At 48.7% G+C, this 24283-nt stretch carries 16 protein-coding genes; 3 read left to right on the top strand and 13 right to left on the bottom strand.

Annotation, left to right across the window (positions count from 1 at the left end; translation table 11 throughout):
- Positions 1-17: 17 nt before the first annotated feature.
- The 12 genes from RQP52_RS00500 to RQP52_RS00445 all read right to left on the bottom strand — a co-directional run bounded on the left by RQP52_RS00500 (position 18) and on the right by RQP52_RS00445 (position 17171).
- Entirely contained in the window at positions 18-1139 is a 1122-nt protein-coding gene (locus tag RQP52_RS00500; protein WP_315948761.1) for an ABC transporter ATP-binding protein, read from the bottom strand.
- A gap of 198 nt (positions 1140-1337) precedes the next feature.
- Entirely contained in the window at positions 1338-2228 is an 891-nt protein-coding gene (locus RQP52_RS00495) for an AraC family transcriptional regulator (protein ID WP_315948759.1), read from the bottom strand.
- A gap of 114 nt (positions 2229-2342) precedes the next feature.
- Positions 2343-3410, bottom strand: a complete 1068-nt coding sequence (locus RQP52_RS00490) for a sialidase family protein (protein ID WP_315948757.1) — start codon at positions 3408-3410, stop codon at positions 2343-2345.
- Positions 3407-5563 carry an MGH1-like glycoside hydrolase domain-containing protein gene (locus RQP52_RS00485; protein ID WP_315948755.1) on the bottom strand — a complete coding sequence of 719 codons (2157 nt, stop codon included), beginning with the start codon at positions 5561-5563 and terminating at the stop codon, positions 3407-3409. Before RQP52_RS00485 ends, RQP52_RS00490 begins: the two co-directional genes overlap by 4 nt.
- Before the next feature lie 80 nt (positions 5564-5643).
- Complete coding sequence (locus RQP52_RS00480) at positions 5644-6669, bottom strand: sialidase family protein (protein ID WP_315948753.1); 1026 nt, start codon at positions 6667-6669, stop codon at positions 5644-5646.
- Positions 6666-9044, bottom strand: a complete 2379-nt coding sequence (locus tag RQP52_RS00475; RefSeq protein WP_315948752.1) for a glycoside hydrolase family 95 protein — start codon at positions 9042-9044, stop codon at positions 6666-6668. The genes RQP52_RS00480 and RQP52_RS00475 overlap by 4 nt, the downstream gene beginning before the upstream one ends.
- A gap of 22 nt (positions 9045-9066) precedes the next feature.
- A complete protein-coding gene (locus RQP52_RS00470) occupies positions 9067-11790 on the bottom strand; it encodes a beta-N-acetylhexosaminidase family protein (protein ID WP_315948750.1) in 2724 nt (907 codons plus the stop codon).
- Between the two features lie 6 nt (positions 11791-11796).
- Complete coding sequence (locus RQP52_RS00465; protein ID WP_315948749.1) at positions 11797-13110, bottom strand: alpha-L-fucosidase; 1314 nt, start codon at positions 13108-13110, stop codon at positions 11797-11799.
- 415 nt (positions 13111-13525) lie between these two features.
- Positions 13526-14152: an SGNH/GDSL hydrolase family protein gene (locus RQP52_RS00460; RefSeq protein ID WP_315948748.1), complete on the bottom strand. Its 627-nt coding sequence runs from the start codon at positions 14150-14152 to the stop codon at positions 13526-13528.
- Between the two features lie 25 nt (positions 14153-14177).
- Positions 14178-15095, bottom strand: a complete 918-nt coding sequence (locus RQP52_RS00455; RefSeq protein WP_315948747.1) for a dihydrodipicolinate synthase family protein — start codon at positions 15093-15095, stop codon at positions 14178-14180.
- A gap of 4 nt (positions 15096-15099) precedes the next feature.
- A complete protein-coding gene (gene dapA / locus RQP52_RS00450) occupies positions 15100-15996 on the bottom strand; it encodes a 4-hydroxy-tetrahydrodipicolinate synthase (protein ID WP_315948745.1) in 897 nt (298 codons plus the stop codon).
- A gap of 26 nt (positions 15997-16022) precedes the next feature.
- Positions 16023-17171 (bottom strand): iron-containing alcohol dehydrogenase, encoded by a 1149-nt coding sequence (locus tag RQP52_RS00445; RefSeq protein WP_315950335.1) that lies wholly within the window; start codon positions 17169-17171, stop codon positions 16023-16025.
- A 247-nt stretch (positions 17172-17418) separates the two neighbouring features.
- On the opposite strand from RQP52_RS00445, the gene RQP52_RS00440 reads away from it, so the two are divergent.
- Genes RQP52_RS00440 through RQP52_RS00430 form a run of 3 tightly spaced genes read left to right on the top strand, consistent with a single transcriptional unit; the run spans position 17419 to position 23249 of the window.
- Positions 17419-18435 carry a glycoside hydrolase family protein gene (locus tag RQP52_RS00440; protein WP_315948744.1) on the top strand — a complete coding sequence of 339 codons (1017 nt, stop codon included), beginning with the start codon at positions 17419-17421 and terminating at the stop codon, positions 18433-18435.
- A gap of 18 nt (positions 18436-18453) precedes the next feature.
- Positions 18454-21144 carry an alpha-L-rhamnosidase gene (locus tag RQP52_RS00435; RefSeq protein WP_315948742.1) on the top strand — a complete coding sequence of 897 codons (2691 nt, stop codon included), beginning with the start codon at positions 18454-18456 and terminating at the stop codon, positions 21142-21144.
- Between the two features lie 35 nt (positions 21145-21179).
- Positions 21180-23249: a glycoside hydrolase family 65 gene (locus tag RQP52_RS00430; protein ID WP_315948741.1), complete on the top strand. Its 2070-nt coding sequence runs from the start codon at positions 21180-21182 to the stop codon at positions 23247-23249.
- A gap of 47 nt (positions 23250-23296) precedes the next feature.
- Here the strand turns inward: RQP52_RS00430 and RQP52_RS00425 are convergent, their stop codons facing one another.
- Positions 23297-23872, bottom strand: coding sequence for a TetR/AcrR family transcriptional regulator (locus tag RQP52_RS00425; RefSeq protein WP_315948739.1), 576 nt, complete (start codon positions 23870-23872; stop codon positions 23297-23299).
- Positions 23873-24283 lie beyond the last annotated feature (411 nt).

Here is a 24283-nt window from a genome sequence, read left to right as displayed (position 1 = left end):
CCTCCCGCTGCACCGCGCTAGTACCACAAATTTTCAGTGGTTTCTTTATCAAAGAACAGTGCTTTCTGCATATCTATGGTTAAAACCAGCTTCTCATCGTCTTCAAAGTTATGGTCGGCCTGTGCCCTTGCAATGAGCAGCTTGGGCATGCCGATGTCCATATACAAATACATGTCCGCACCCATTAATTCATTCAATTTCTGAATGCCGGTAATTTGCGCATGGGGATTGGCCTCCCGAATGGCTGAATCCAGATGGATATTCTCACAGCGGATACCCATGATGACGTTTCTGTCGACCTTCTTGTGCTTTCTCAGCATATCGGCTTGAAGCTTTGGAATCCGCAGATAATAGCGGTTGGTGTGAAACTCGAGCGAACCCTCGCTGCCTTCCAAAATTTTTCCTTCGATAAAATTAATTGGAGGCGTCCCGATGAATCCGGCAACGAACATATTTCGCGGATTGTTATAGATCAGCTTAGGGGTATCCACTTGTTGGATCACGCCGTCTTTCATCACCACGATGCGATGCCCCATGGTCATAGCTTCCACCTGGTCATGCGTGACATACACCATGGTTACGCCAAGCTGCTTCTGGAGCCCGATAATCTCCGTACGCATCTGAACCCTCAACTTCGCATCCAAATTCGATAGCGGCTCATCCATTAAGAACACTTGCGGATTACGGACAATTGCTCTTCCTAATGCTACCCTTTGGCGCTGTCCACCGGACAATTGTCTTGGCTTCCGATCCAGGAACGGCTCGATTTCCAATACCCTTGACGTACTTTTGACGGCTTGATCGATTTCGTTTTTGGCCATTTTCCGCAAGCGTAATCCGAACGCAATGTTTTCATATACGCTCATGTTCGGGTACAACGCATAGTTTTGGAAAACCATCGCGATATCCCTGTCTTTTGGCGGCAAATGATTGACCAGCTTATCCCCAATGTAAAGCTCCCCTGAAGTGATGTCCTCCAGGCCAGCGATCATCCGAAGCGTCGTAGATTTCCCGCAGCCGGAAGGCCCGACCATGACGATAAATTCGCCATCCTGAATTTCCAAATTAAAATCTCTGACCGCATAAGCTCTCTCTTTACCAAAACGTTTTTCCACGTGATTTAATAGAATTCGCCCCATTACAGTACCTCCTATAGGTCATATCAACATCTTGTTGATAACGGTTTCAATACGCTTGTTTTTTATTATACACCCCGCATTTGAACGCATTATAGGTGATGATTACTTAGTTATAGGGGGAATCCTGCTTTCAGTTCTCTTCTTTTGTGTAAAATAAAACAAAAAAAGCTGCTCCATATCAATGGCCAGCTCCATAAATTAACAAGAAATATCGGATTCGTCGAGTTCTTGAAAGTTTTGACGATATTGTCTTGGTGTTACCCCTGTTTTTTTACGGAAAAGCGCATGGAAAAACTTCATATCCTGATAGCCAACTTGATTGGCAATCTGATAGATCGGGATATCGGTCGATTTCAATAGTTCACAACATTTTTGTATACGAACATTTTGCAAATATTGGGTAAACGACAGGCCTGTCGATTTTTTAAATAATCGCTGAAAATGGCTTGCACTCAGGAAGAAATAATCCGCCACATCCTGAACCGTCAAATTGTGCGTATAGCGGGACTTGATGAAATGCACAACTTCATCGAACATCCGGAAGGAAGCGGTTTCGGTTTCATTGATCATTTCAAAACGTTGAAGCAATACCAACATTTGGATTAAAAGCGCTGTCAAAACCGTTTCAAAGCCGGCACTCTTTTTCAAATATTCCCTATACATGTTTTGGACGATCAAAGAGAAGGTGTCGTGTTTATCCTGAAAATGCAACCAACGTACCGAACATTGACTTGGGTTATTGATGGCGTCGAAAGTTACGGAATCTTGCTGCAGCAGATTTTTCCATTTATCAAGAAGTTCAACGCGGAAGATGCAATTATAAATAACTAGCATTTTATCCTGCTTTGGAGAAGAAGGACGAAATACGTGGGACGTGCCAATCGGAATGACGAATAGATCTCCCTGTTTCACATAAATCACTTCTTCGTCAATATAGTGGTAACCACAGCCTTCGCCAACAAAACTTATTTCTACGAAATCATGCGTATGCTGCAATGTTGTAAACGATTCCAATTCACGATTTAGAAAAATATCCAGATCATTTTCAAAAAATAAATCCCCGCTTAAATGATCGATTCTTCCATTCATAGTTGTCACCTTCTCTTACAAGTATTTGTGATCTACGTATTCATGTATGTGAATCTGCAGCAAGGCAAGCGGGAACACGCGAAAGGTGCTCCCAGCTCCGTCTTGACAACGTGGTTATTGTCCCTCTTTGACCCAATCTAACGTCATACGGATATGTTTAATTCCTTTACGCAGATAAGAGAAAGCAAGGTGAATGTGATTATCGCGAGTATGAATAATGGAAGGGTAGGAATACCCGACTTCCGAATCTTTATATTCCAGATCGGCCATCTGCACGTTTCTGACATATGGCCAAGTGCGGCCTTCGTCCTCCGAAACAGCAAGCGTAAGCGGTGTCCGGAGCGGTTTCTTACGAAACTCCCCTTTGCGCTGAACCCAACGGAACTGATCTCGTTCCATCGTTGAATTGTTGAAGATTACTGCCAATTGACCATTAGACAGCTTAACGAGCTGCGTGGAGGAATTATTATTCGGCAGTTCGCTTTTCACTGGAACAGACCAGCTTCTTCCGTAGTCCTGTGAAACGCTTGTATAAATCCGATCGGCTTGGCGACTGCGAAACATGGCATAAAGCTTGCCTTCATCTAGCTCTACAACGTTCATTTGCACTCGATGAATGCTGCCGGGCACCTCATATTCCGTCCATGTCGCGCCCTCATCAGAGCTTATTAAAACTACACTATAATGACCCTCAAGCCGGCAATAATAAGCCGGTAACAGCCAGTCCCCGTTCTTCAGAGCAAGTGGAGGGTGCCTTAAGAAAATCCCCAATCCATCCGAGAGAATCTCTGCAGCACGCCATGTTTCCCCACGGTCCTCTGAGATTCTGTAAACGATCCTTGATGTTTTCTGATTGTGAGGCTCATTCGATGTATGGAATAACCAGAGGTTCCCGTTCGGTGCTTGAAACAGAACCGGATTTTGCTCAGACCGCTCAAGGTCATCAGAGAGTTTAACCGGAGTCGACCAAATCTTAGAACCTGCCGCTAATCGCGACATGACGATGTTCGTATCCGGGTTCCCTTCCCCGCTGCCGGAAAACCAAACGCACAATAAATCTCCGTTGTCCAGTTCCAGCAAATTTGCCGCATGATTATCATTTTCGTGGAAAACCGGCAGGTAAGCTTCTTGAATCGTTGAATCTGTTCCACCTTCCAGAACAGCACCGTTAAATCTACTCATGATAGGATTGCCCCCTTCTTAGTCTCTAACTCCTCTAAAGGAATCTCAATTCGACCCAATGTTTGGTTGGAGAATACTAGCTTGCCATCCACATATAATCGATAGCCTTCCTCAAGATCAGAAACAGTTGAAAGCACGTTCGGTTTCTTGTATGTAATGCGATACTCCGTTCCAGCCACTTTCACACGATCCAGAGCAAAGAAGTCTAAACCGATATCGAGTGGATCCAAAATGATTCGATCCGCTTCTACCGTGAAACCTGCTACATGCGTGATCATCAGATCAATAAAAAACGAATGATTATATTCCTGCTCGTCACTTAACGGTTCACCTGTGGCGCTGTTGTAATGCTCAACAAGACCGGGTTGATTAAGATCTCTTTTCATAAAATGCAGAAACGCATACTCTCGCAGTGAGTGGCCGAAGAAGGAATCGTATTGATATCCGCTGCGCTTGCTCTCTTTCGCGAGTGCGTCGAGTGCGATTGAATTCGTATATGGCCAGGTAGGACCATCCCACACGCATCCGTTCCGCCCTTTTACAAAATGACCCATCCATCCGCCATCTTTGGAGTAAGCCGGGCAATCCATCGAGACAGAAGGAAACGGGCACTTCGAATTAAATTCGCGTTCGTTCATTAGATGCCCGATCATTCCCTTATAGGAATCATCAATGATTTGCGCCCAAGCCGGATAGAAGCCGACTATATTTTTCACGAACGCTTTTTGGTCCGTTTGATAATGGAGATCGTAGAAAAACGCCGTCTCTTCGTCCCACATCTTTTCAAGGATATCTTGCTTAATCCCGTCTGCCATCTGGTGGTACATCGTTGCTTCCGAATCGCCGGCGATTTCGCACATATTCGCTACTGCAAGCGTGTTCAAATAGTGATAGACGGTGCGATCCACTCTTTTCAGGTGCGTATATGTTTCTTTATCCTTCGGATTCTTAGGGTAATTATGAAAATACCAATAACTCGGCTGATATTCTTTTCCCGTTCGCGTATGCTTATATTCAATCATTAAATGATCGTTCCCGCTCCCGTTAACGCGAATGGCTTCTGAGATTTGGCTTTTAAAAGCAGGCAGCATCTCGACGACCATATCCCGATTGCGGTGTATCAAATATAGCTGGTAGGCAGCCCAACAAGTAAAGTTAGCGAATGCATGCATGACGGTATCGACAGTAAGACAGCTGAATTGCCCGCCTTCCCCCGGTGACTCCGCCATATTGCGCAGCGGACCTTCGCTATATCGTCCTTCATGATGCCATCTGGCATCCATTAGATGAAGCGGTACGGACAAGTTAATGAGTTTACTGAATTCCCAGCCGCCTTTACTGAAAGGTTCTTTGCTTTTCTTATGGGATCTTCCCTCATAGAACAAGGGGTAAGCTAAATTGCCGTATTGGGGATCAGACAAATTATGCCGAAGCAGGAACCAGCGATAGATCCAAGTTTTGTTAAGCAACGGATCACTGCTTGTAAACACAGGGGCATTGTCAAACCACTCCTGATATTCCTCGTTTTGCTTTTCAATGATTTGATCGGCTGTCCATCCACCATCCGTATAAGCCGTCGCCCGAGCTTGGAGCAAAGGGGTGTCATCTTGCCCCGATATGCCAAACGATGCTGCGATGATGTACGTACCTGACTGTCCAGGCTGCAAGCGTACTTCTTCATACAGCGCCGGATCGCTTACAGCTATAGCCCCAGCTACATCGAAACTATAATGCGGAATCTGATATTCGCCTTGCAAAACATGGCCACTGCGCATCTGGAACGCATCACCGTACGTGGATAATTTCAGCACGAGCTCTTCGCTGCTGTGGTTCGTCCAGGTCTGGCAAGAAACGGCGCAGTCATTCCATGAAATAAACTTTTTTTCTACCAAAGACAGACGGTGATCCTCAAACGCCATGAGCAAATAGCTGGGATACCACTCTGTTCGGCATGGCTCAAAACTGCTGATCAAACTATTCTCTACGCTATACAGCATGGGAATGTTAACTTTATGTATAAAATCGAATCTACCGCAAAAGCCGGGCACAGGTTCCAAATAATCGGCCCACAGCCTCGCTCCTGTCGAACCCAGCAGCAGAGCGCCGGGGTGCGTGCGAAGCGTTTTCCTTCCTGCATGCAGTTGTTCGTTCACTTGATAAGCAGTCAGAATGAATCCTCCCCTATCAAAGTTAAAATTCTTCCAATTTTAACCTTATTAAATATATAACAAACTCATAGTAGAATAGTAGTGTAATTATTCCCAGAATATAGGTCATTCCTGCTCATATCCAAAATAATTTTTTGGAAGGCTATCCGTTCCCTTTTCCATGTATATGTGATAAACAGTTCTAGTCCGTTAGCAATGATGGCCGGATACGAGTATTGTTTATCTCCTTCATCCAACAAGAGCTCATTCTCCCAAGTAAGACCGTTATCCTTAGAGAAGCGCAGAACAAGCGGTGTTCGTGGCCCCTTGATCTTCCCGGGTTCCGGGCGAGTCGGATTATAAACAAGCGCCAGATGGCCATTGTCCAACTTGACCAAATCAATGCCGCTATTATTGTTCGGAAGCTGCGTTGCATAGGCTTGGCACCAAGTTTTCCCTCCGTCTACCGAATCACTGCGATAGATTGCTCCTTCCGTGCTGCGCGTAAGCATGTGCACCTTTCCTGGTTCAGACTCCCATATCGTAGGCTGAATGATCCCTTTTCCCAGTATGGCGGTGCGGTCGAAAGGCACCGTTTCGCTGCGGATCCATGTCTCACCGCCGTCATAGGACAGATCAACGAACGTATCCCAAGCCGGTTCGATCGACGCCGGTGCGACAAGCGTGCCGTCATGCAGCACAATGGGCTTATTCTTAACCGGCCCTCGGCCCCCTTTGTCCCCTTCAACTAAAGGGACAGGTGTCGACCAAGTGGTTCCGTCATCCGACGAGCGCATAACCATCGTTACCCATTCGGCAATGGAGGTGCCGATTTTGTAATACAGGAACAGGACGCCGTCCGCCCTGCGAAACAGGACGGGATTCCAATGCGGAACGTCCTCTTCGTCAGCGACTTTGACGGGTGGTGTCCAGCGGCCGTTCACTCGACGTGATGTCCATATCGCGACGTCGCCGGCTTTCTCTTTGGTGCCGCCGAACCACGCAACGAGGATATCCCCACCCGGCAGCCGTTCAAGCGTAGAGGCGTGACAGCTTAGAAAAGGTCTGTCGTCTTCAAAAATAAACTCCTTCACTTGATGAATCTCACTCATCTCCTATCACTCCTTGGGACAATTTCGTAGCTCTGTCCCTTTTTGGTTCCAAACACGATGACATTCGGTTCAATGTCCTCGATCCGGATTTCATACCCGTTTTGCATGACGCATACCGGTTCCGCCGTGCGCAGCAGGAAGGACTTCCCGGCTGTTGAGAGAATTCTTGCTCGCAGCAGCTTGCCGTTCTCCCATGTGATATCGACTTCAAACCCTCCGCGTGCTCGTAACCCTTTCACACAACCTTTCATCCATTTCTGTGGTAGAGAAGGAAGAAATTGGACGTTATTACCATGGCTCTGCAGCAGCATTTCGGCAATTCCCGAAACGCCCCCCAAATTTCCGTCAATTTGGAAAATATCTTGTTTCACCTTCGGATGCCGGTGTGCATTCATCATGTTCGGATGCAGCCCGGCGAGCAGTTCATTCACAAAGCGCTGCGCATGCTCCGACTCTCCAAGCCGCGCCCATAGATTGATCATCCATGCGCAGCTCCACCCCGTATGAGCTCCGCCATGATTCAAGCGTCTCTCAAGAGTGACTTTGCAGGCAGCGGCAAGCTCGGGTTCCTGATGTAAAGTAATCTGATCCAGAGGATGCAGCGAGACCAAATGGGCGACATGACGATGCCCCGGCTCAAACTCTTCAAAATCCTCGTTCCATTCTTGGAGCTGGCCATATTTGCCTATCCGATAGGGAGGCATCCGCAATAACGCATGCTCCAATCGGCCTATAAACGCATGATCCTTATCCGATAAAATGCCGCTCGCTTCCAAACAATGGTCAAATAAATTTCTGAGGAGCGCGATATCCATCGTCACGCCTTGCGTCACACTGCTTTTTTGGCCATCGGGTGCAATAAAAAAGTTTTCCGGGGACGTCGACGGGCATGTAACCAGGCTGCCATCTTTCGCCTCAACTAACCAATCCAAACCAAATCGTGCCGCTTCTTTCATCACCGGATAAGCCCGCTTGAGAAACATTTCATCCTGACTGTAAGCGTAATGTTCCCAGATATGCTGACATAACCAGGCTCCGGCCAACGGCCAAAATGCCCAGCTTGGCGATCCTCCAACGGGAGTCGCTGTTCGCCATAGATCAATATTGTGATGGGCCGTCCAGCCCTCGCAGCGGTAGTGGACATCAGCTGCTTTCCGGCCTGTATGCTGCAGGTCCTCAATCAAGTCGAACAATGGCAAGTGGCATTCCGCAAGATTCCCCACTTCCGCAGGCCAATAATTCATTTCTACGTTGATGTTCGTCGTCCAACTGCTGCACCATGGCGGGCGAATGCTGTCATTCCAGATGCCTTGCAGATTAGCCGGCTGTGTACCGATTCTCGAGCTGGACAACAGCAGGTATCTGCCATATTGAAAAAATAAAGCGGCAAGTCCGGGATCTTCCACACCGTTTTTGATAGCTTCTATGCGGACATCCGTCGGCAGGTTATTTCTTTCCTGACCTCCTAGGTCAAGCGAAACTTTGCAAAAGCGTGCGGCATGATCATTGATATGCCGCTCCTTCAACTGCTCGTACCCGAGCGATGCCGCTTTTGCCAATCTCGCTTCCCCTAGCTGTAACGACGGTTTGTCTGATAGCGCAGGGTCCTTATCATAGCCTTGGAAGCTGGTTTCAGCGGTCAGCAGGAAAGTAACCGTCCCGGTACCACTTACACGTATCCGTCCACCACTAACTTCCAACCTGCCCTTGTCTATTATTACGGTCAATCGAATGTTAAAACCGATCCCTTTTCCTTCCTCATAGTGCACAGGGTCCGAGGACTTCACCGTATTAGGTAGAATTCGCACCGGGCTGCGTCCGGTAAGAATCAATTGATTCCATGTCACTTTTTTGACCTCATATTGCAAAGGACTGCTCAATACGGCGCTAACGCTGATGTTGCGCTCACTATGTAAGCGAATGGCCATGACCTGGTCAACCGCAGAGACGAACAACTCTCTGGAATGAACAGCGTTATTCTGCGAATACTGCACACGGGCGATGCCTTCCGCCAAATTCAATTCCCTTCGGTAATTCGAAACTTCGCCGGCCTCTTCCATAATCAGATCCAAATCGCCAAGCGGCACGTAGGATTCGATCTCCGGCCCTTCCATGTGCCGTTCGATCAATGCCTCTGCCTCGGCATACTTGCCTGCAAAGATCATTTCACGCACGACGTCCAAATATTCGGCCGCTTCCCTGTTCACGGTCTCTTTGGGTTCCCCGGACCATAACGTGTCCTCGTTCATCTGTATGCGTTCCCGATCCGTACCGCCATACATCATGCCGCCGAAACGGCCGTTCCCTACGGGGAGTGCTTGGAACCAAGATTTCGCTGGCTGCGCGTACCATAATGCCGTACTTTTGTCTGACACTTGATCTCCCCCACCTGTTCGTCTATTCGTACAACCAATCCAACGTATCGATCCCGTCGTTTTTATGTTCAACATCACGTGGACGTATATCCTGATCGATAGGAATTACACCCAAGATCAGAAAAGCGCCTTTACCGAAGTCAAGCGTATGCCGCCCTGCTTCATATTGGAAAGCGTGGATATTGACTGAAGGATATGCATATAAGCGCAGCCCTTTGCGCAAGATCGGCGCATAGCCGCCTCTATCATCGGCGTGTGTGTTTTCTTCCAAGCTTGGGACTTGCAGCCACTGATCATCTTTTGAGTTAAAATAACCTACCAGCACTTTCGAAGGTTGATGAAGTTCAATATCAATCGCTAGGCCCTGAAGGCCTACCTGCCTTTGACTAAAACGAACACCCGTAAGCCCATTCAGCTCCTCCGCACACCCAACAACGTGAATATCCCCGTCTGTGAAAACCTCTACCCCTTTTTCTACGCGATACAATTCCGCATGTTCAGACAATAAGTTGAACGGTGCTTCTGCGTAGCGAACAATTGGCGCTTTTAGATTTTTTAGCGCTTCGGGCAGCACGCCCGACTTCAACTCCTGCACATGGAGACGGAAAGCCTCCAGTTCCGCTTCATATAGAGGTAAACATGCGCTCCAATGCCTGTAATCAAGTCCTCCTCGAATCGGCACCTTACGCTGCGGAGTCTGCATGGAGTTAGCAAACAAATAGGTTTTCTCTGTAAGCGTTGTCAGTTCGCGGTAGCTGTCCAAACCTTGTGCCAATTCTACCGCTGCCGCTTCCAGCAATTCGACCTGGTTAAAATACTCTCCTTTGACCGAATGCTTATAGGTTAAAATCAGGATCGCAGCCTTGACCTTATGCACATAGGCCTGCACCATATGACGGATTGCAGCCATATCACTCGCCAGTCTTTCATATTCTTCCCTGTTGCGAGTGACGAAATGGCTAGCTTGCTGGATCGCCAGCAGCGCTTCCTCCGCATGTCTCTGCGCATCGGTAATGATATCCGTCGGAGTCTCACCAATGTGAGATTCACCACTCAGTTCTTTAACGACAAATTCGTCTAACCGTTCTCCTTGCGGCGACTGGGATTCCCACAGATCCGGCCAAGGCATATGCCTCTCTGGATTGGTGAGCTGACTCATCGTCATCCCAAGGCTCATCGTTTGGCGATTGCCTTCTGTAATGCCGAATCTGCGCAGCAATTTCGGCGCGCATTCTCCTGAGGCTTCATAAGCATCCAAAATCGCTTTACCTGCCTCCAGGCTGCCGAAACGTTTCCCAAGCGTAGCTATCCAGTAGTTCCGCTCCGCCTGGGGATCACGATCGGGATTCCATGCATACCGGAACCAAGCCGCAAACCAGATCCAATCGCGCTCCAACTGACGCAGTCGCTTCTCTGCCTTATCCGGCGCATACGGCCAATCCCAGAAAAATAGCGGATACAGATGCAGCCCGTTTGCTTTCAAGCGATACTTGGCCGCCTGCATGCATTTTTGAATAAACGACGGAGCTCCGTATCGAAAAGGCTCCAAATTCGCCAGGATATGAACATTGACAATGTGAATCGTCTGCAAGGAACCTAGCCGGTTGTGCGTTTCTTGCCATCTGCCCCGGGGTGTATACGTAGTCAACGATTCCCCGTTGTATTTGGCTTCCGTGTACAAATTCGGATACAACGGCAGCGCAGCCTCAATGACTTTTTGCGGTTCAATGGCATGGGAACGCAGAATGATCGGAGGTTTTTCCTTCACGTTCGAATGTTTCAGGCCTTCCAGCAAACCTGCAAGAATCGTCTCGTTAAACCATTCCACGCCATAAATTTGACCCTGCAGCGCTTCGCCTAGGCATACCATTAGCCCGGCATTGGGAAAAGATTGAACGAATGCAGCGATCGATTTCTTGTAGTAATCACTCGTTATAGGCAGCGGCTTCGGTTGATGAAGCTTCAAGTCATGTTTCTGCGCAAAAGGCAGCGGAATATGGATATTGTAGAACTTTAAGACGACCCATATGCCTCGGCGGTCCGCTTCTTCGGTAATCCAGCGGAACGTCTCCCGATTATAAGCCAACTCTTCTTCCGTCACTTCCAGTGCTTCAGGATAGTCTTCCAGCTGCACAAGCGAAGAAAACGGATGTCCGGACCACAAGTAAACGACGTTGCATCGCTGCTCAACCATCATATGGAGGAAATCCTGCCATAACGACCGGTCGTAAAACCAAGGAAACCGATCTGTCGTTATCGGGTACTCATACGTCTGACGCGGGGGTTCTACGGTCGTTTTTTGCAATCCGATTGCCGGTCCCCGCAATGAGAAACGCGGTTTATCCCCATACGCGATGTCACTTGGCAGCTTTTGAGCCTCACCGATTCGGCTTGCCAGTTCCAAGCAGCCATACAGAACGCCTGAATCGCTTCCCCCGGAAATAACCGTTATGCCCCCTGGGCAAGATGCCAGATAAAAACCTTCTCCCTCCGGAGCTTCCGTGTGATATAACAAAACGTCTCGCGCTTCCAGCTGCTGCACAAATTCCGATTCTTGGCGATTCCCGATGTAAATTTTCATCCCCTGCACGGATCGGTAGTTTTCCAACGTCCATGGCGCTTCTGCTTCAAGCACGGTATAACCGCAATTTTGAAGCGCTTCTCTTAGTCGTTGAATACCGTATTCCACACGCGGGGCAGCGTTACGTTCATAACCAAGCGTAACGGCTTTCGTAGTCGTTTCCATTGTCGTTTAGGCCCCTCCTTTCAAAAACAATTCAATGACCGGCACCGCTACATCAGGCTTTTTCACCGGAAGTGACAAGACCAGCGTCTTCTCATCTCTGCCCTCTTTATACGCTCCGTTGTCGATTCCGCTGTGGACAATGCCTTGCTTGAAACGGATCTCGGATGCATCGTTCAGCAGCTGAGCGTACTCGACTTGCCCGGCTAAGCCATGCAAGTGAATGCTTTTAAACGGCCAACTATACACATGTACATATAAGCGATTGATCTCAGGGTTGTAGGTCAGTCGGCAATCCTGCGGACACGCTATGGTTTCCGGCGCCTGTGTGCAGCCATAAATTGAACGGCTGTGACGTCTCATCCAGTTGCCGATACCTTTTAAACGATCGATAGAACGCTCATCAAACTCACCTCGACCGGTCGGTCCTACATTCAGGAGCAAATTGCCTCCTTTGCTGACCACATCAATCAGCATTTTGACCAACATATCGACGCTTTTCCATGACTCCTCATCCCGATGATAGCCCCAGGAACCACTGAACGTATGCGGCGTCTCCCAAACAACACGTTTACCGTCGATCTGCACCCATTTGGTCGGCAAATACTGCTCAGGTGTCGTAATATCCCCACCGATTTGCAGGCGATCGTTCAATAAAATGTTCGGCTGCAGCTCGCGAATAAGTTTGATCAGCTCTCTGCTGTTCCAATCTTCCTTGCCTTTGCCTGGTAATCCGTTCTCCTCCGGGAAGGAAAAATCGTAAAACATCAGATCCACATCGCCATATTCGGTTAACAATTCCTTCGTTTGTCCAAATAAATAGTCACGATATTGTGCAAAATCCTTTTTCGCACTTTCAGCGATAGCCTCTTCATCCAACCGTAATGGGTGCTTCGTGTCGATCGTGTAATGCGGGTGATGCCAATCGATCAGGGAATGGTAAAAGCCTACCTTCATGCCACGCTCACGGAAAGCCTCCGTCATAGGTCTGATCAAATCTCGGCCCGCCGGGGTGTTGGGCGCTTTATAATCAGTCAGCTTGCTGTCCCATAAGCAGAACCCTTCGTGATGTTTGGTTGTAACCACGGCGTATTTCATGCCGGCATCGTAAGAAAGCTGCGCCCACAAGTCTGGATCGTACAAATCCGGATCAAACTTATTGAAATATTTATTGCGGTATTTCTCTCCGCTTAATCTCTCTCTGGATTGCAGCCATTCATGCCTGGCAGCTAGCGAATATAGCCCCCAATGAATAAACAATCCGAACCTATCGTGTGTGAACCATCCACTGTCACCGGTTGTTGGTTCTATTTCGTATGTCATTGCATTTACCCCCTTGTACTTCCGTAATAAGATTGGAAAGTCTCCGAAACCGACCTGCCACCATCCACGGTGAACGCCTGATCAGCGATACTTCCCAGCTGCAGGAATTTGAGCTCATGATCAGTTTACAAGAAAGCAAGCGGTCCATTATAGGCTGAATTCATCACATATATAGGTGACGCGAAGCGAGCAAGTACTCTTTTGCATGGCTATTAAGGAACTACAGACCGCTATTTCCTTGAAAAAGTGCTGTTTCAGGAGGCGAGGGGAACTACAGTTCGCTATTTTGGTGATTTCACACAAAAAGTGGTCTATGAAAGGCAAATAAGACCTTGTAGTTCCCCTAAGATTGAAAAAACCTCGGTTTTGACCAAATAGAGGACTCCAGTTCCCTCTCCTTAGGGCTCAGCTCCCTTCAACGACCCTCAACAGCCTTCAACCACGTCGTTGCCATCAGCGTATCCCCGAGCGAGTTCATATGCACACCGTCCGTTGTCAAATCCTGGCCCGTTTCCAGCTTAAGAAAATCAATAAAAGCAAGATGCGTCGGAACCAGGAGTGCATCATACTGCTCAGCCAGCCGATTCACGATGTCCACATACGGCTTCAGCAACCGGTTGCCCGTGGCATCCGGGTACTCCTTGATGACCGTAGGCTGCATGAGGATCAATCGGCAATCCGGGATTTGCTTCGTTTGATCCAGCAAGTTGCGGTAGACGTCTTCGAATTTGTCCGGATATACCTGTTCGCCCATCGGCGAGTCCAATTGGCGCCACACATCATTAATCCCGATGGAAATGGATACCCACTGAGGTTGATGATCGATCACATCGAGCGTCCACCTTTTCTCCAAATCGATGACGCGATTGCCGGAAACACCTTCATTAATAATTTTCAGACTAAGCTGCGGATAAACTGCTGTCAGGTAATCATGAATCATTCGTACATAACCCGACCCCAGCTTCAGTGGATCTTTTTTACGCCCTTTATCCGTAATGCTATCCCCGATAAACACAATGCGATCTTTCTTTTTAAACGGCACAACCTTACCTCCTTATTAAAATCAGTTAAATAAGCTGCCTCTTTAGCATCCGATACACGGCATCCAGCTGCTCCACTTCAAGCTTATGATTTTCTCGAAAAGCGCCTGCATCCTTAGAACGGCAATGCAAGGAAACCGGAAGTCCCCTTTTGCTCAGATGATACTTGGCATTAACAGGATACATCTGCAGCTCAATCAGCGATGCGGCTCCAACGAACGACTGCAGCATCTCCGCGATGGCCGGCTCCGAGTCCCACTGTTCGGTTAATCGCACATAAAGATCAGGATGAAAATTTGCCATAACGCCACTGAAGCCAGAGGCACCCAATCGTAGGGAAGCAAGCAGCGTTGCGGAATTGGCATTAAAAAGTTGAAGTGAGCTGCCTTTCACCGCTTCAAGTTTTGCGGCAATTTGCTGCACATCGCAGCTGGTGTCCTTAAGAAACGCGAATCGCCCCGTATCTGCACATTGTTTGAGCAGCTGCGGGCTTAACAGTCTTTTGTACGGATACGGACATTCATAAATGCCCATCGGCACATGCGGGACTCGATCAATCAGCTGTAGAACTCGCTCAAACCAGATCTCGTCAGATTCATCCGCAGCAGCCAGACGGTTGCTGACTAGCACAACGGCCTGAACTCCGGTCTCCGCGATCCTCTGCAATTCCTCAACCTGCCCCTCGAACTGCTCGGAGATATGCCCCGATGCGATGACCGAAACCCTACCGGCAGCTTGGCTCGTGACGAATTGAGCAAGGCTCACTCTCTCCTCCAGAGTCAAATAAAACATCTCGCTGGATTGGCACACCGCAAAAAGGCCATGCACGCCTTGGTCAATGTACCATTCAATCAGCTGCTCCAATGCGGCATAGTTCACTTTGCCTGTATCTGTGAAAGGTGTTACCATCGTGGGCCAAACACCTTTAGGTATGTTAATTGCCATTGTCTCAGTTCCTTTCCACCAAATAAGTGTCCATCACCCGCCCGAGCTCCTCTTTCGCTGATGCGTTCAACGGTTGTACAGGCAGACGCGGTTGTCCCGCAGGCAATCCGATCATGCTCATCGCTTCTTTCAGAACGGAAGGTAGCGTCCCCATCGAAAACGCGTTGCGCAAAGCTCGCAGCTTGCGCTGCTGTAATTCTGCTTGTTCCAGCTCCCCATGCTCCCACAAATCGTAAATACTCTTCACAACTTCTGGAAACACATTGGCTGTCGCTGCTATTGCCCCATGTCCTCCAGCCATTAAGGTTGGCAGAATGAGTGAATCCGTGCCTGCCAAAACGGAAAAGTTCTGTCCAGCAACCTCAATATATTGCAAAATGGTATCAAAACTGCCGCTGCTGTCCTTGATCCCGACAATGTTAGGCACTTTGCTTAGTTCCTTCACGGTTTGGGGTTGAAGAGAGTTCCCCGTCCTGGCCGGAATGTTATACAGGAGCACGGGAAGCTCTGTCGCTTCCGCAATCATGCGAAAATGAGTCAGCAGTTCCTGCTGGGTATAGGTCAGAAAATACGGTGTAATCACGGACAGAGCATCGGCCCCCATGCTCTCCAGACGTACTGCTAGTTCAATAGATTCCTTCGTACTTGTGCATCCAGCCCCCACATACACCGGTAATCTCCCTTGTGTTTCCTCAAGGACGATTTCGGCGACCCGCAGTTTTTCGTCGAAGGACAGAGAGAAGAACTCCCCATTCGTGCCGAGACAAAACAAACCGTGCACATTCGCGTCAATTAGTCTGCGGGTTAATTGCCGCAATGCAGCTTCGTCGATCTGCTGATCAGCATCAAAAGGTGTCACCATAGCGGGAATGATGCCTGACGGTTGCAATAAATGATTCATCACATTTCTCCTTTTTTGTCCAGTCGTCACGGAAGCAATTGGCGGTAAACAGCCTGAATATCATCTATGTTCATCGGTTTCGGATTGTTATGCAGCAGCCTTGTCACCTTCGATGCGGCAACGGCCAGCTCGCCGACATCCTCATCGGTTACGCCGAACGCACGCAAATTTTGCGGGATGTGCATCTCGGAGGTCCATTCGAATATTTGCCGAATAACGGCCTCCGAGACCGCCTTCCCGCCCTCTGTTCCAATCTGCAGCCCCATTGCGCAAGCAACATGACCGAGCCTTGTCTGAATAGCATCCATATTGAACGTCATGACATGAGGCAGCAGCATCGAATTTGCGACACCGTGCGTAATGTTGAATTTCCCTCCAAGCGGATAAGCCAGTGCATGAACGGCTGCTGTTCCAGCCGAACTGAGCGCCATCCCGCCGTACATCGATCCTAGGAGCACATTTTCTCTAGCTTGAAGATCGGATCCGTGATGGTAGGCTTGCAACAAACTGCCAGAAATTAAACGCATCGATTCAAGGGCAAACATATCGCTTATGGGATTCGCTTTTGTGGAGATATAGGATTCCAACGCATGAGTAAACGCATCCATACCGGTTGCAGCCGTGATGTTCGGTGGCAGGCTGACGGTTAGCGCCGGATCGATAATGACCAGCATCGGAAGCAAATGCCTGCTGATAATCCCGACTTTTAATTCCTGCTCAGGAATCGTAACAATCGCGTTCGGCGTCACTTCTGAACCGGTTCCTGAAGTCGTTGGAATCAACACCGTAGGTATGCCTGGTTTCGATACGCGGTCAATGCCCACCAAACTCATTACGTCCACGGGATCTGTCATCAGGACGGAAAACAATTTCGTTGCATCCAGCACGCTTCCGCCGCCAATGCCAATGAACAAATCGACAGGTTCGGAGGCGATGCGGCTGTACACTTGTTGAATGTTATCGACCGTTGGTTCCGGTTTCACATCGCTTAGGCATCTGCTGCTTATTCCCGCTTGCGACAGTTCGCTCTCAATCCGATCAATGACCCCCATCGCCTTTATCGAAGGTTGCGTTACGATCACCACGTGTTTGAAATCTCCGTGCCGTTTTATCCTTGGAACCAGTTCGGCAATCGTATGTTGTCCGGCAACAATACTGCGGGCTGTCTCGAACATAAACGGATTGAAACCGTGATTGTCCTTCACTCAAGCCCCTCCTCTCAAGCTGTATGGCCTAAATTTCCCCCTCATCCTACGCTCGGCTATTCATGATGTCAATGCTGCCAAGCGCTGAAGATCGCTTTGACCTATATATCAGGTACAATACCCCACACAATAAGTAAGCGCTTAATTGTAATCTGAATAAGGAATCGGTAATTGGATTTTTAGATTTTCGGATTTTTATCATAAGGAGTGTGTCACGTTGCCTATACAGCCTTATCTCACACCATATAAATTGGGAAGTCCCGTGCTTGTTGGTTCGGGGTTACCTGGCCATTTCGACGAGCGAGCCGTCGATTGTCCGTTCGTCTTTCAACATGGCGGCAAATTCTACATGATGTATGTGGGGTTTGACGGAATCGGTTACCAGACGGCTTTGGCGACAAGCCATGATCTTATTAACTGGGAGCATCTGAGTGTCATTCTAAAAAGAAACGAAGACTCGGCCTGGGATTCTATTAATGTTGCCGGCACATGGATATTGAAAGAAAATCGCCTCGATGCTCCTCCTGTATTGAAAAAATGGAACAACAAATATTGGCTGGTCTATCACGCATATCCAAATGCAGGTTATGAAGAAGGCTCGGCCAAAATTGGCATCGCCTGGACCGAAGATGAACAGCTGCTTGAGTGGCATCGTTGCCCGGATCCCATCTTAACCCCGGAAGAAGGAGCAGACTGGGAAAAGGGCGGGCTCTACAAAGAGTGCCTGATCGAACATAAAGGTACGTTCTATTTGTATTACAATGCCAAAAATACAAATAAAGGTCGATGGATCGAACAAACAGGCGTTGCTTTCTCCACCAATTTGAAGGAGTGGCACCGATACGAACAAAATCCCGTTCTGCAGGTTACCCCGGATGGATGGGATTCAGGATTTGTCAGTGATCCTTGCGTGCTGCATGATCCGGACCGAGACCAGTGGATTATGTATTACTTTGGCTATAATTACAAACAGGCGCAGGAAGGTATTGCTCTTTCCCGTGACCTATTAACTTGGGAGAAACATCCTGAACCCATCATTCGAGTTGGGGAAGAAGGCAGCATTGACGCTATTTTCGCCCATAAGCCCTCTGTCGTTACACATGAAGGCATACTCTACCATTTCTATTGCTCATGCAGACGATATCAAGAAGGAGATCCAACCAAAAACTACGGTAAAGAGTTCCGGACGATCACCTTCGCAACCTCACAGCCGATAGGTACCCAATCACGATGACCAAGGGGGCGAGCATGGATGCAAGTGGTTGAATTATTCGTAGAAAGCAAGCGTCGCCCACTCGGGATTGATGTTCTCCAGCCGGCCTTCGGCTGGAGTTTTGCTGATTCGCAGGTCCGTTTGCAAATGCAAACAGCCTATCGAATCATTGTTTTTGACTGTGAAGAATTTAGGCGAAGCGAAATGATATGGGACAGCGGGCAGCGTTTTAGCAAGAAAAACGTTCATATTTTGTACGAAGGGCCGCCGCTTCAGTCCAGGCAACGCTATTATTGGAAGGTTCAGGTTTGGGATACGAATGGCCAAATGACGGAAAGCCCTATTTCCTGGTGGGAAATGGGGCTACTCCATGCCGCGGATTGGTCTGCGACTTGGATCGCTCGATTTGCAGAGGAGCCCCTTGAACGACCCGCTCTTCCCCTCCTGCGACGTGAATTCCATCTTAACAAACCTGTGACACAAGCTCGCGCCTATATTTGCGGATTAGGTCAGTTTGAGCTGCGCCTTAACGGAAAGAAAGTCGGCGACAACGTTCTGGAGCCGGGCTGGACAAACTATGACAAAACTTGTCTCTACTGCGTCTACGATGTGACTGAGCAGCTTCATGAAGGCGGCAATGCGATGGGTGTGATGCTGGGGAACGGCTTCTTTCATGTGACAGGCGGTCGTTACAGCAAATTCAAGCATTCCTTCGGTACTCCAAGGTGTCTCGTTCAGTTGGAAATCACCCATACGGATGGTACCCAAACTCAGATTCTTAGCGATCGACATTGGGATTCCGCGCCGGGACCTATTCTCTTCTCGTGTATATACGGAGGCGAAGATTATGATGCTAACCATCTCCAAGCGGGTTGGGATCTGCCAAGTTTTACTGGCAGGCATGCTTGGCAACCGGCGGTCGAAGTGCAGGGTCCTGCAGGAAAGCTTAAGTCACAAGCGACTTCTCCATTGAAAGTGATGGAAACTTCCCTGCCCGTACAGATCACGCAACCGCTTCCCGGTGTGTATGTGGCTGATTTCGGCAAAAACTTCTCCGGTTGGATGAACCTCCGGGTTCAAGGCCCTCAAGGCGCCAAAATTACGATGTCCCCTGCTGAATTGCTGAAGGATAACGGAACAATCAATCAGAAATGGACCGGTTCTCCCACCAAGTTCATTTATACGATGAGCGGGGATGCTGAGGGAGAAACCTGGTCGCCGCGTTTCAGCTATACCGGCTTTCGTTATGTACAACTGGAAGGTATCGTTCCTGTGGATGCGGATGCAACTTCATTCGATTCCGACGTTCCTGTGCTTATTCGGCTGGAAGGCCAAATGATTTATCCGGATGTGAACATATGCGGAAACTTCGTCAGCTCGAACACGCTGCTAAACCGCACGCATGAGATCATTAACCAAGCGATACGCAGCAACATGAAAAGCATTTTTACCGACTGCCCGCATCGGGAAAAGCTCGGTTGGCTCGAGCAAATTCATTTGATGGGCCCCTCCGTAGCATGGAATTACGATGTCGAGCCTTTGTTCATCAAGACGATGGAGGACATCCGGGACGCCCAGCTACCGAGCGGGATGGTCCCGACAACGGCGCCGGAATATGTTGTTTTTTCCGACCAATGGCGCTGCTTCCGGGATTCTGTCTCATGGGGCGCCACCTATATCCTCACAGGCTGGAATTTGCTGCAATTTTACGGCAATCACGGTATTTTGGCCGAACATTATGAAGGCATGAAAGCTTATATCGATTATTTAAAAGAGAGCTCGGATCAACTGATTATCCACACCGGACTTGGAGACTGGTACGATGTCGGCGACAATCCGCCGGGTTTTGTTCAAAATACACCTGTTGCGCATACCGAAACCGCTATGTTTTACCATATCGTTGATGTGTTTGCACAAATTGCCAAGATCTTGGGCTTCAGCGATGACGCTTCCCATTATGAACAGCTGCGCGATGACATCAACTCGGCGTTTAATCAAGCTTTTTTCGATGACAAAACGCAGCAATATGCCACTGGCAGTCAAAGCTCCCAGGCGATGCCGCTTGTACTAGGGCTAGTCCACGAGCCGTATAAAGAAACTGTTCTAGCCGGGCTCATTCATGATATTACCTTACGCGGGTATCATACGACGGCAGGCGATATAGGCCATCGCTATGTGCTGCTTGCTCTTTCTCAGAACGGCCGCAGCGACATCATCTATAAAATGAGCCAAAATACGGATCACCCAAGTTACGGCTATCAAATCGAAAACGGTGCGACATCGTTGACAGAAGCTTGGGACGGACCCACCGTCGGCAAGTCGCAGAACCATTTTATGCTCGGACATTTGGAAGAATGGCTCTACAGCGGTTTGGCAGGCATCCATTATCGGTATTGCCCCGATTTCGAAAGCTACAAGCTGTCAATAAGGCCGCCTATTCTGGATGATCTGAACGAAGTAGCGGCAGATTATCGTCTGCCATCCGGAAAGCTGCGAGTCGCATGGCGGCATAATTCTGATGACCGTCGGCTCCAGCTTGAGATCACCATTCCGACAAATTGTTTGGCGGACGTCTACCTTCCTTCTGTCTCCATGGAAACTCTCCTCGAAGGCGGAATTCCGCTAAAGGATGCAGCCGCTATACAGGAAGTCAGGCTTGAAGTCGGGGAAGACGGGGATGCCGTTATACACTTAGGCTCTGGCAGCTATCTATTTGAATGTGATATTTAAAAATGAAACTTTTTTTCCGATGGGGTGATGCCAAAATGATCGATCGAAAAGCTTTAGTTGGGCGCCATAATCCGCTTATGACCAGCTTTGATAAATTCTCTTCCCTCTCTGTCGGCAATGGGAACTATGCCTTCACGGTTGACGCAACCGGCTTACAAACATTCCCGAGCCTATACGCAGACGGTGGTGTGCCGCTTGGCAATTTCTCCAACTGGGCATGGCATACGCATCCAAATCCAGAGCAGTACCATGTGGATAAGTTCCCTCGAACCTCTTTTCCTACCTTTGGCGGGAGAGATATCGGGTTTCCGTATATGGCGCCCGGTCAAATTACCGATGAGTATAAATGGCTGAAGTTTAATCCGCACAAATTGCATCTTGGGCAAGTCGGCTTCCGGTTTACGCTGCCATCAGGCGAAGAGGCCACCGCAGAAGATCTGAATGAAATTGAACAAGTCCTTCATCTATGGGGGGGAGTCATTGAAAGCCAATTCACGATTGGCGAAGCGATAACCAGCGTGACTACCTGCTGTCACCCCACGCAGGATCTAATCGCCGTTCGCGTGAAATCGGATCTAATCCGCCAAAGGCAGCTTCAGATTACCTTTCGTTTCCCTTACGGCACATGGAAGTTCGCTGGTGTTGATTGGGGAAAAAGCGGTCAGCACGCAACCGAAATCGCGACCGGCAGCAGCCATTCCGTCCATATTGACCGGAAGTTGGATCAGGACGCGTATGCGTTTGCTGCCGCATGGTCAAACGGAAACTTCGCTCAAGACGAGCAAGACCAACACTTGTTTCTTCTAACGCCAGCATCCGATCACGATGAATTCCAATTCCGGTTCCGTTTTACTGCTGAATCCGATGAGTCTGATTTGCCAGCCTTTGAAGCTGTGCGAGCTGATTCTGAGCAGCATTGGCGCAACTTTTGGTCCTCTGGCGGAGCCATCGAGCTGGTAGGCAGCAAAGATTCACGCGCGCTCGAGCTTGAGCGTAGAATTGTGCTGTCCCAGTATTTGACCGCTATTCAATCATCCGGTACCCTGCCGCCGGCGGAATCAGGACTTACCCATAACAGCTGGGCCGGTAAATTTCATCTGGAAATGCACTGGTGGCATTCCGTTCACTTTGCACTCTGGAATCGGGTGGACAGCTTGACGAACAGTCTGGAATGGTACATCAGCATCCTCGACCAAGCCCGAAAACTCGCTGCTTCCCAAGGATATGAAGGGGCTAGATGGCCGAAATGTGTAGCTCCGGATGGCATTAACGGCCCTTGCTACATTGAACCGTTCCTCATCTGGCAGCAGCCGCATCCTATTTATTACGCTGAACTCATCTATCAAATCAGGGGCACAAGAGAGACGTTGGAGAAATATGCAGATCTGGTCTTCGAAAGTGCGGCCTTCATGGCCTCTTTCGCAGAATGGGATTATGAACAGCTGCGCTATGTGCTTGGTCCGCCAGTTGCTCCAGCGCAGGAAATTTATGATCATGCAACGACAATGAATCCGACTTTCGAATTGTCTTACTGGGCTTTCGGATTATCAACAGCTCTAGCATGGCGGGAGAGACTCGGACTCCCGAGGATGGAGAAGTGGGAGCATGTCCTGAACCACTTGTCCAAGCTTCCCGTGGTGGAAGGTCTATATGTCGCTGCGGAGACAGCTCCCGATACATTTACAGGCGGCAGCAGCACCAAAGATCACCCTACGATGTTGGCTCCGCTCGGTATCCTCCCCGGCAATATGGTGGATCGTGAAACGATGCTTAGGACCCTGCACGAAGTCATCAAGGTCTGGGACTGGGATGCGACATGGGGATGGGACTATCCCATGGTCGCTATGACATCGGCAAGACTCGGCGAAGGACAATTGGCCGTCGATACCCTGTTGATCGACAAAGTCACCAACACCTTCCTTCCGAATGGCCACAACTACCAGCGGAAACCGTTAACGGTATACCTTCCTGGCAACGGGGGCCTGTTAAGCGCTGTCGCCATGATGGCTGCGGGTTGGGAGAATGGGCCTAACACCCATGCACCCGGATTTCCACAAGATGGTTCTTGGGAAGTGAAATTCGAGGGTTTGGCCAAAATGTTATAATCAGCGAAGAAGGAGCCCGCTTGCCGCGTGGCTCCTTCTTCTTTCTTTCAATCCAATATAGCTAGCGATGTATCAATGATACCTTCCAGTTTTTCTTTATCATTCGTCGTTTTGGCCAACACGCATAATCCAATAAAAGCACTGTTTAAAAACTCCGCAGTCCTCCGTGCATCCTGGTGATTTCCAATTTCTCCCGTTTCCTTGCCGCGCAGTATGAGATCGTATAGTTTGTCCTCGGTTTTAACAAAACTTTGATTCACTTTCTCCGCTGCTTCTTCATCACAAACAGCCAATTCGACAGCCGTATTTACCATCAAACACCCTTTGGGGCGATCGTCTGCGGCCATAATGGCGTGTTCAAACATTCGCCGAATAGCTTGTTTCATCGGGGTAGGAGCCTCCACTTTTTGATGAACGGAGCTTTCCAGCAATTCCCCGTATTTCTCTACTGCCTTCATATATAAACGATGTTTGTCTCCGAAAGTATCATAGATACTCCTTCGATGAATCCCCATATGCGTGACCAAATCTTGCATGGAAGTTTTCTCATAGCCCTGCTCCCAAAAGATATGCATCGCTTTTCGCAGCACGGCATTCACTTCAAACTCTTTGTTTCTAGCCATAGTCGACCTCCTTTTTACAGAGTCTAGTATAGCATGATTTTGCAGACTTTTGCTTGCATCCGAACAATTAAGGATAAGCAAATGAACCAAATGACAGCTCCAAACAATGGCAAACACCTTCTCTATGTTGCACTTTGCGCAACATTAAGGCCTCAGGTAGGATGTTACCGCTGTCTCAGTTGTATAAAGTGCAACGGAAAAAGCAGAATAAAGCGGTTTTCGCGCGATTTAGCTTGAATTCATTGCACTTTGTGCACTGAAGAGCGGTTTAGTAGTGTGTAATGCCATTTATGTTGCATAAAGTGCAGCATAGACATAAGAGCGAGGAGCCGTTGCGGTGATTGGACTTGGATTAGTTACTTGGTGTGCAGTGAGCATTCGGTGCGGTATGGGCGAGAAGCAATAAGTAGG

Source organism: Paenibacillus violae, from assembly GCF_032461945.1.
GTDB classification, from domain to species: domain Bacteria; phylum Bacillota; class Bacilli; order Paenibacillales; family NBRC-103111; genus Paenibacillus_E; species Paenibacillus_E violae.
This window is presented reverse-complemented; position numbering and strand designations above follow the sequence as displayed.

Bases quoted from the DNA above. Each gene is read 5' to 3' on its own strand.
- RQP52_RS00430 (WP_315948741.1), top strand. From the start codon at position 21,180: ATGATCGATCGAAAAGCTTTAGTTGGGCGCCATAATCCGCTTATGACC.
- RQP52_RS00465 (WP_315948749.1), bottom strand. From the start codon at position 13,110: ATGACATACGAAATAGAACCAACAACCGGTGACAGTGGATGGTTCACA.
- RQP52_RS00470 (WP_315948750.1), bottom strand. From the start codon at position 11,790: ATGGAAACGACTACGAAAGCCGTTACGCTTGGTTATGAACGTAACGCT.
- RQP52_RS00435 (WP_315948742.1), top strand. From the start codon at position 18,454: ATGCAAGTGGTTGAATTATTCGTAGAAAGCAAGCGTCGCCCACTCGGG.
- dapA (WP_315948745.1), bottom strand. From the start codon at position 15,996: ATGAATCATTTATTGCAACCGTCAGGCATCATTCCCGCTATGGTGACA.
- RQP52_RS00495 (WP_315948759.1), bottom strand. From the start codon at position 2,228: ATGAATGGAAGAATCGATCATTTAAGCGGGGATTTATTTTTTGAAAAT.
- RQP52_RS00455 (WP_315948747.1), bottom strand. From the start codon at position 15,095: ATGGCAATTAACATACCTAAAGGTGTTTGGCCCACGATGGTAACACCT.
- RQP52_RS00445 (WP_315950335.1), bottom strand. From the start codon at position 17,171: ATGTTCGAGACAGCCCGCAGTATTGTTGCCGGACAACATACGATTGCC.
- RQP52_RS00500 (WP_315948761.1), bottom strand. From the start codon at position 1,139: ATGGGGCGAATTCTATTAAATCACGTGGAAAAACGTTTTGGTAAAGAG.
- RQP52_RS00425 (WP_315948739.1), bottom strand. From the start codon at position 23,872: ATGGCTAGAAACAAAGAGTTTGAAGTGAATGCCGTGCTGCGAAAAGCG.
- RQP52_RS00480 (WP_315948753.1), bottom strand. From the start codon at position 6,669: ATGAGTGAGATTCATCAAGTGAAGGAGTTTATTTTTGAAGACGACAGA.
- RQP52_RS00490 (WP_315948757.1), bottom strand. From the start codon at position 3,410: ATGAGTAGATTTAACGGTGCTGTTCTGGAAGGTGGAACAGATTCAACG.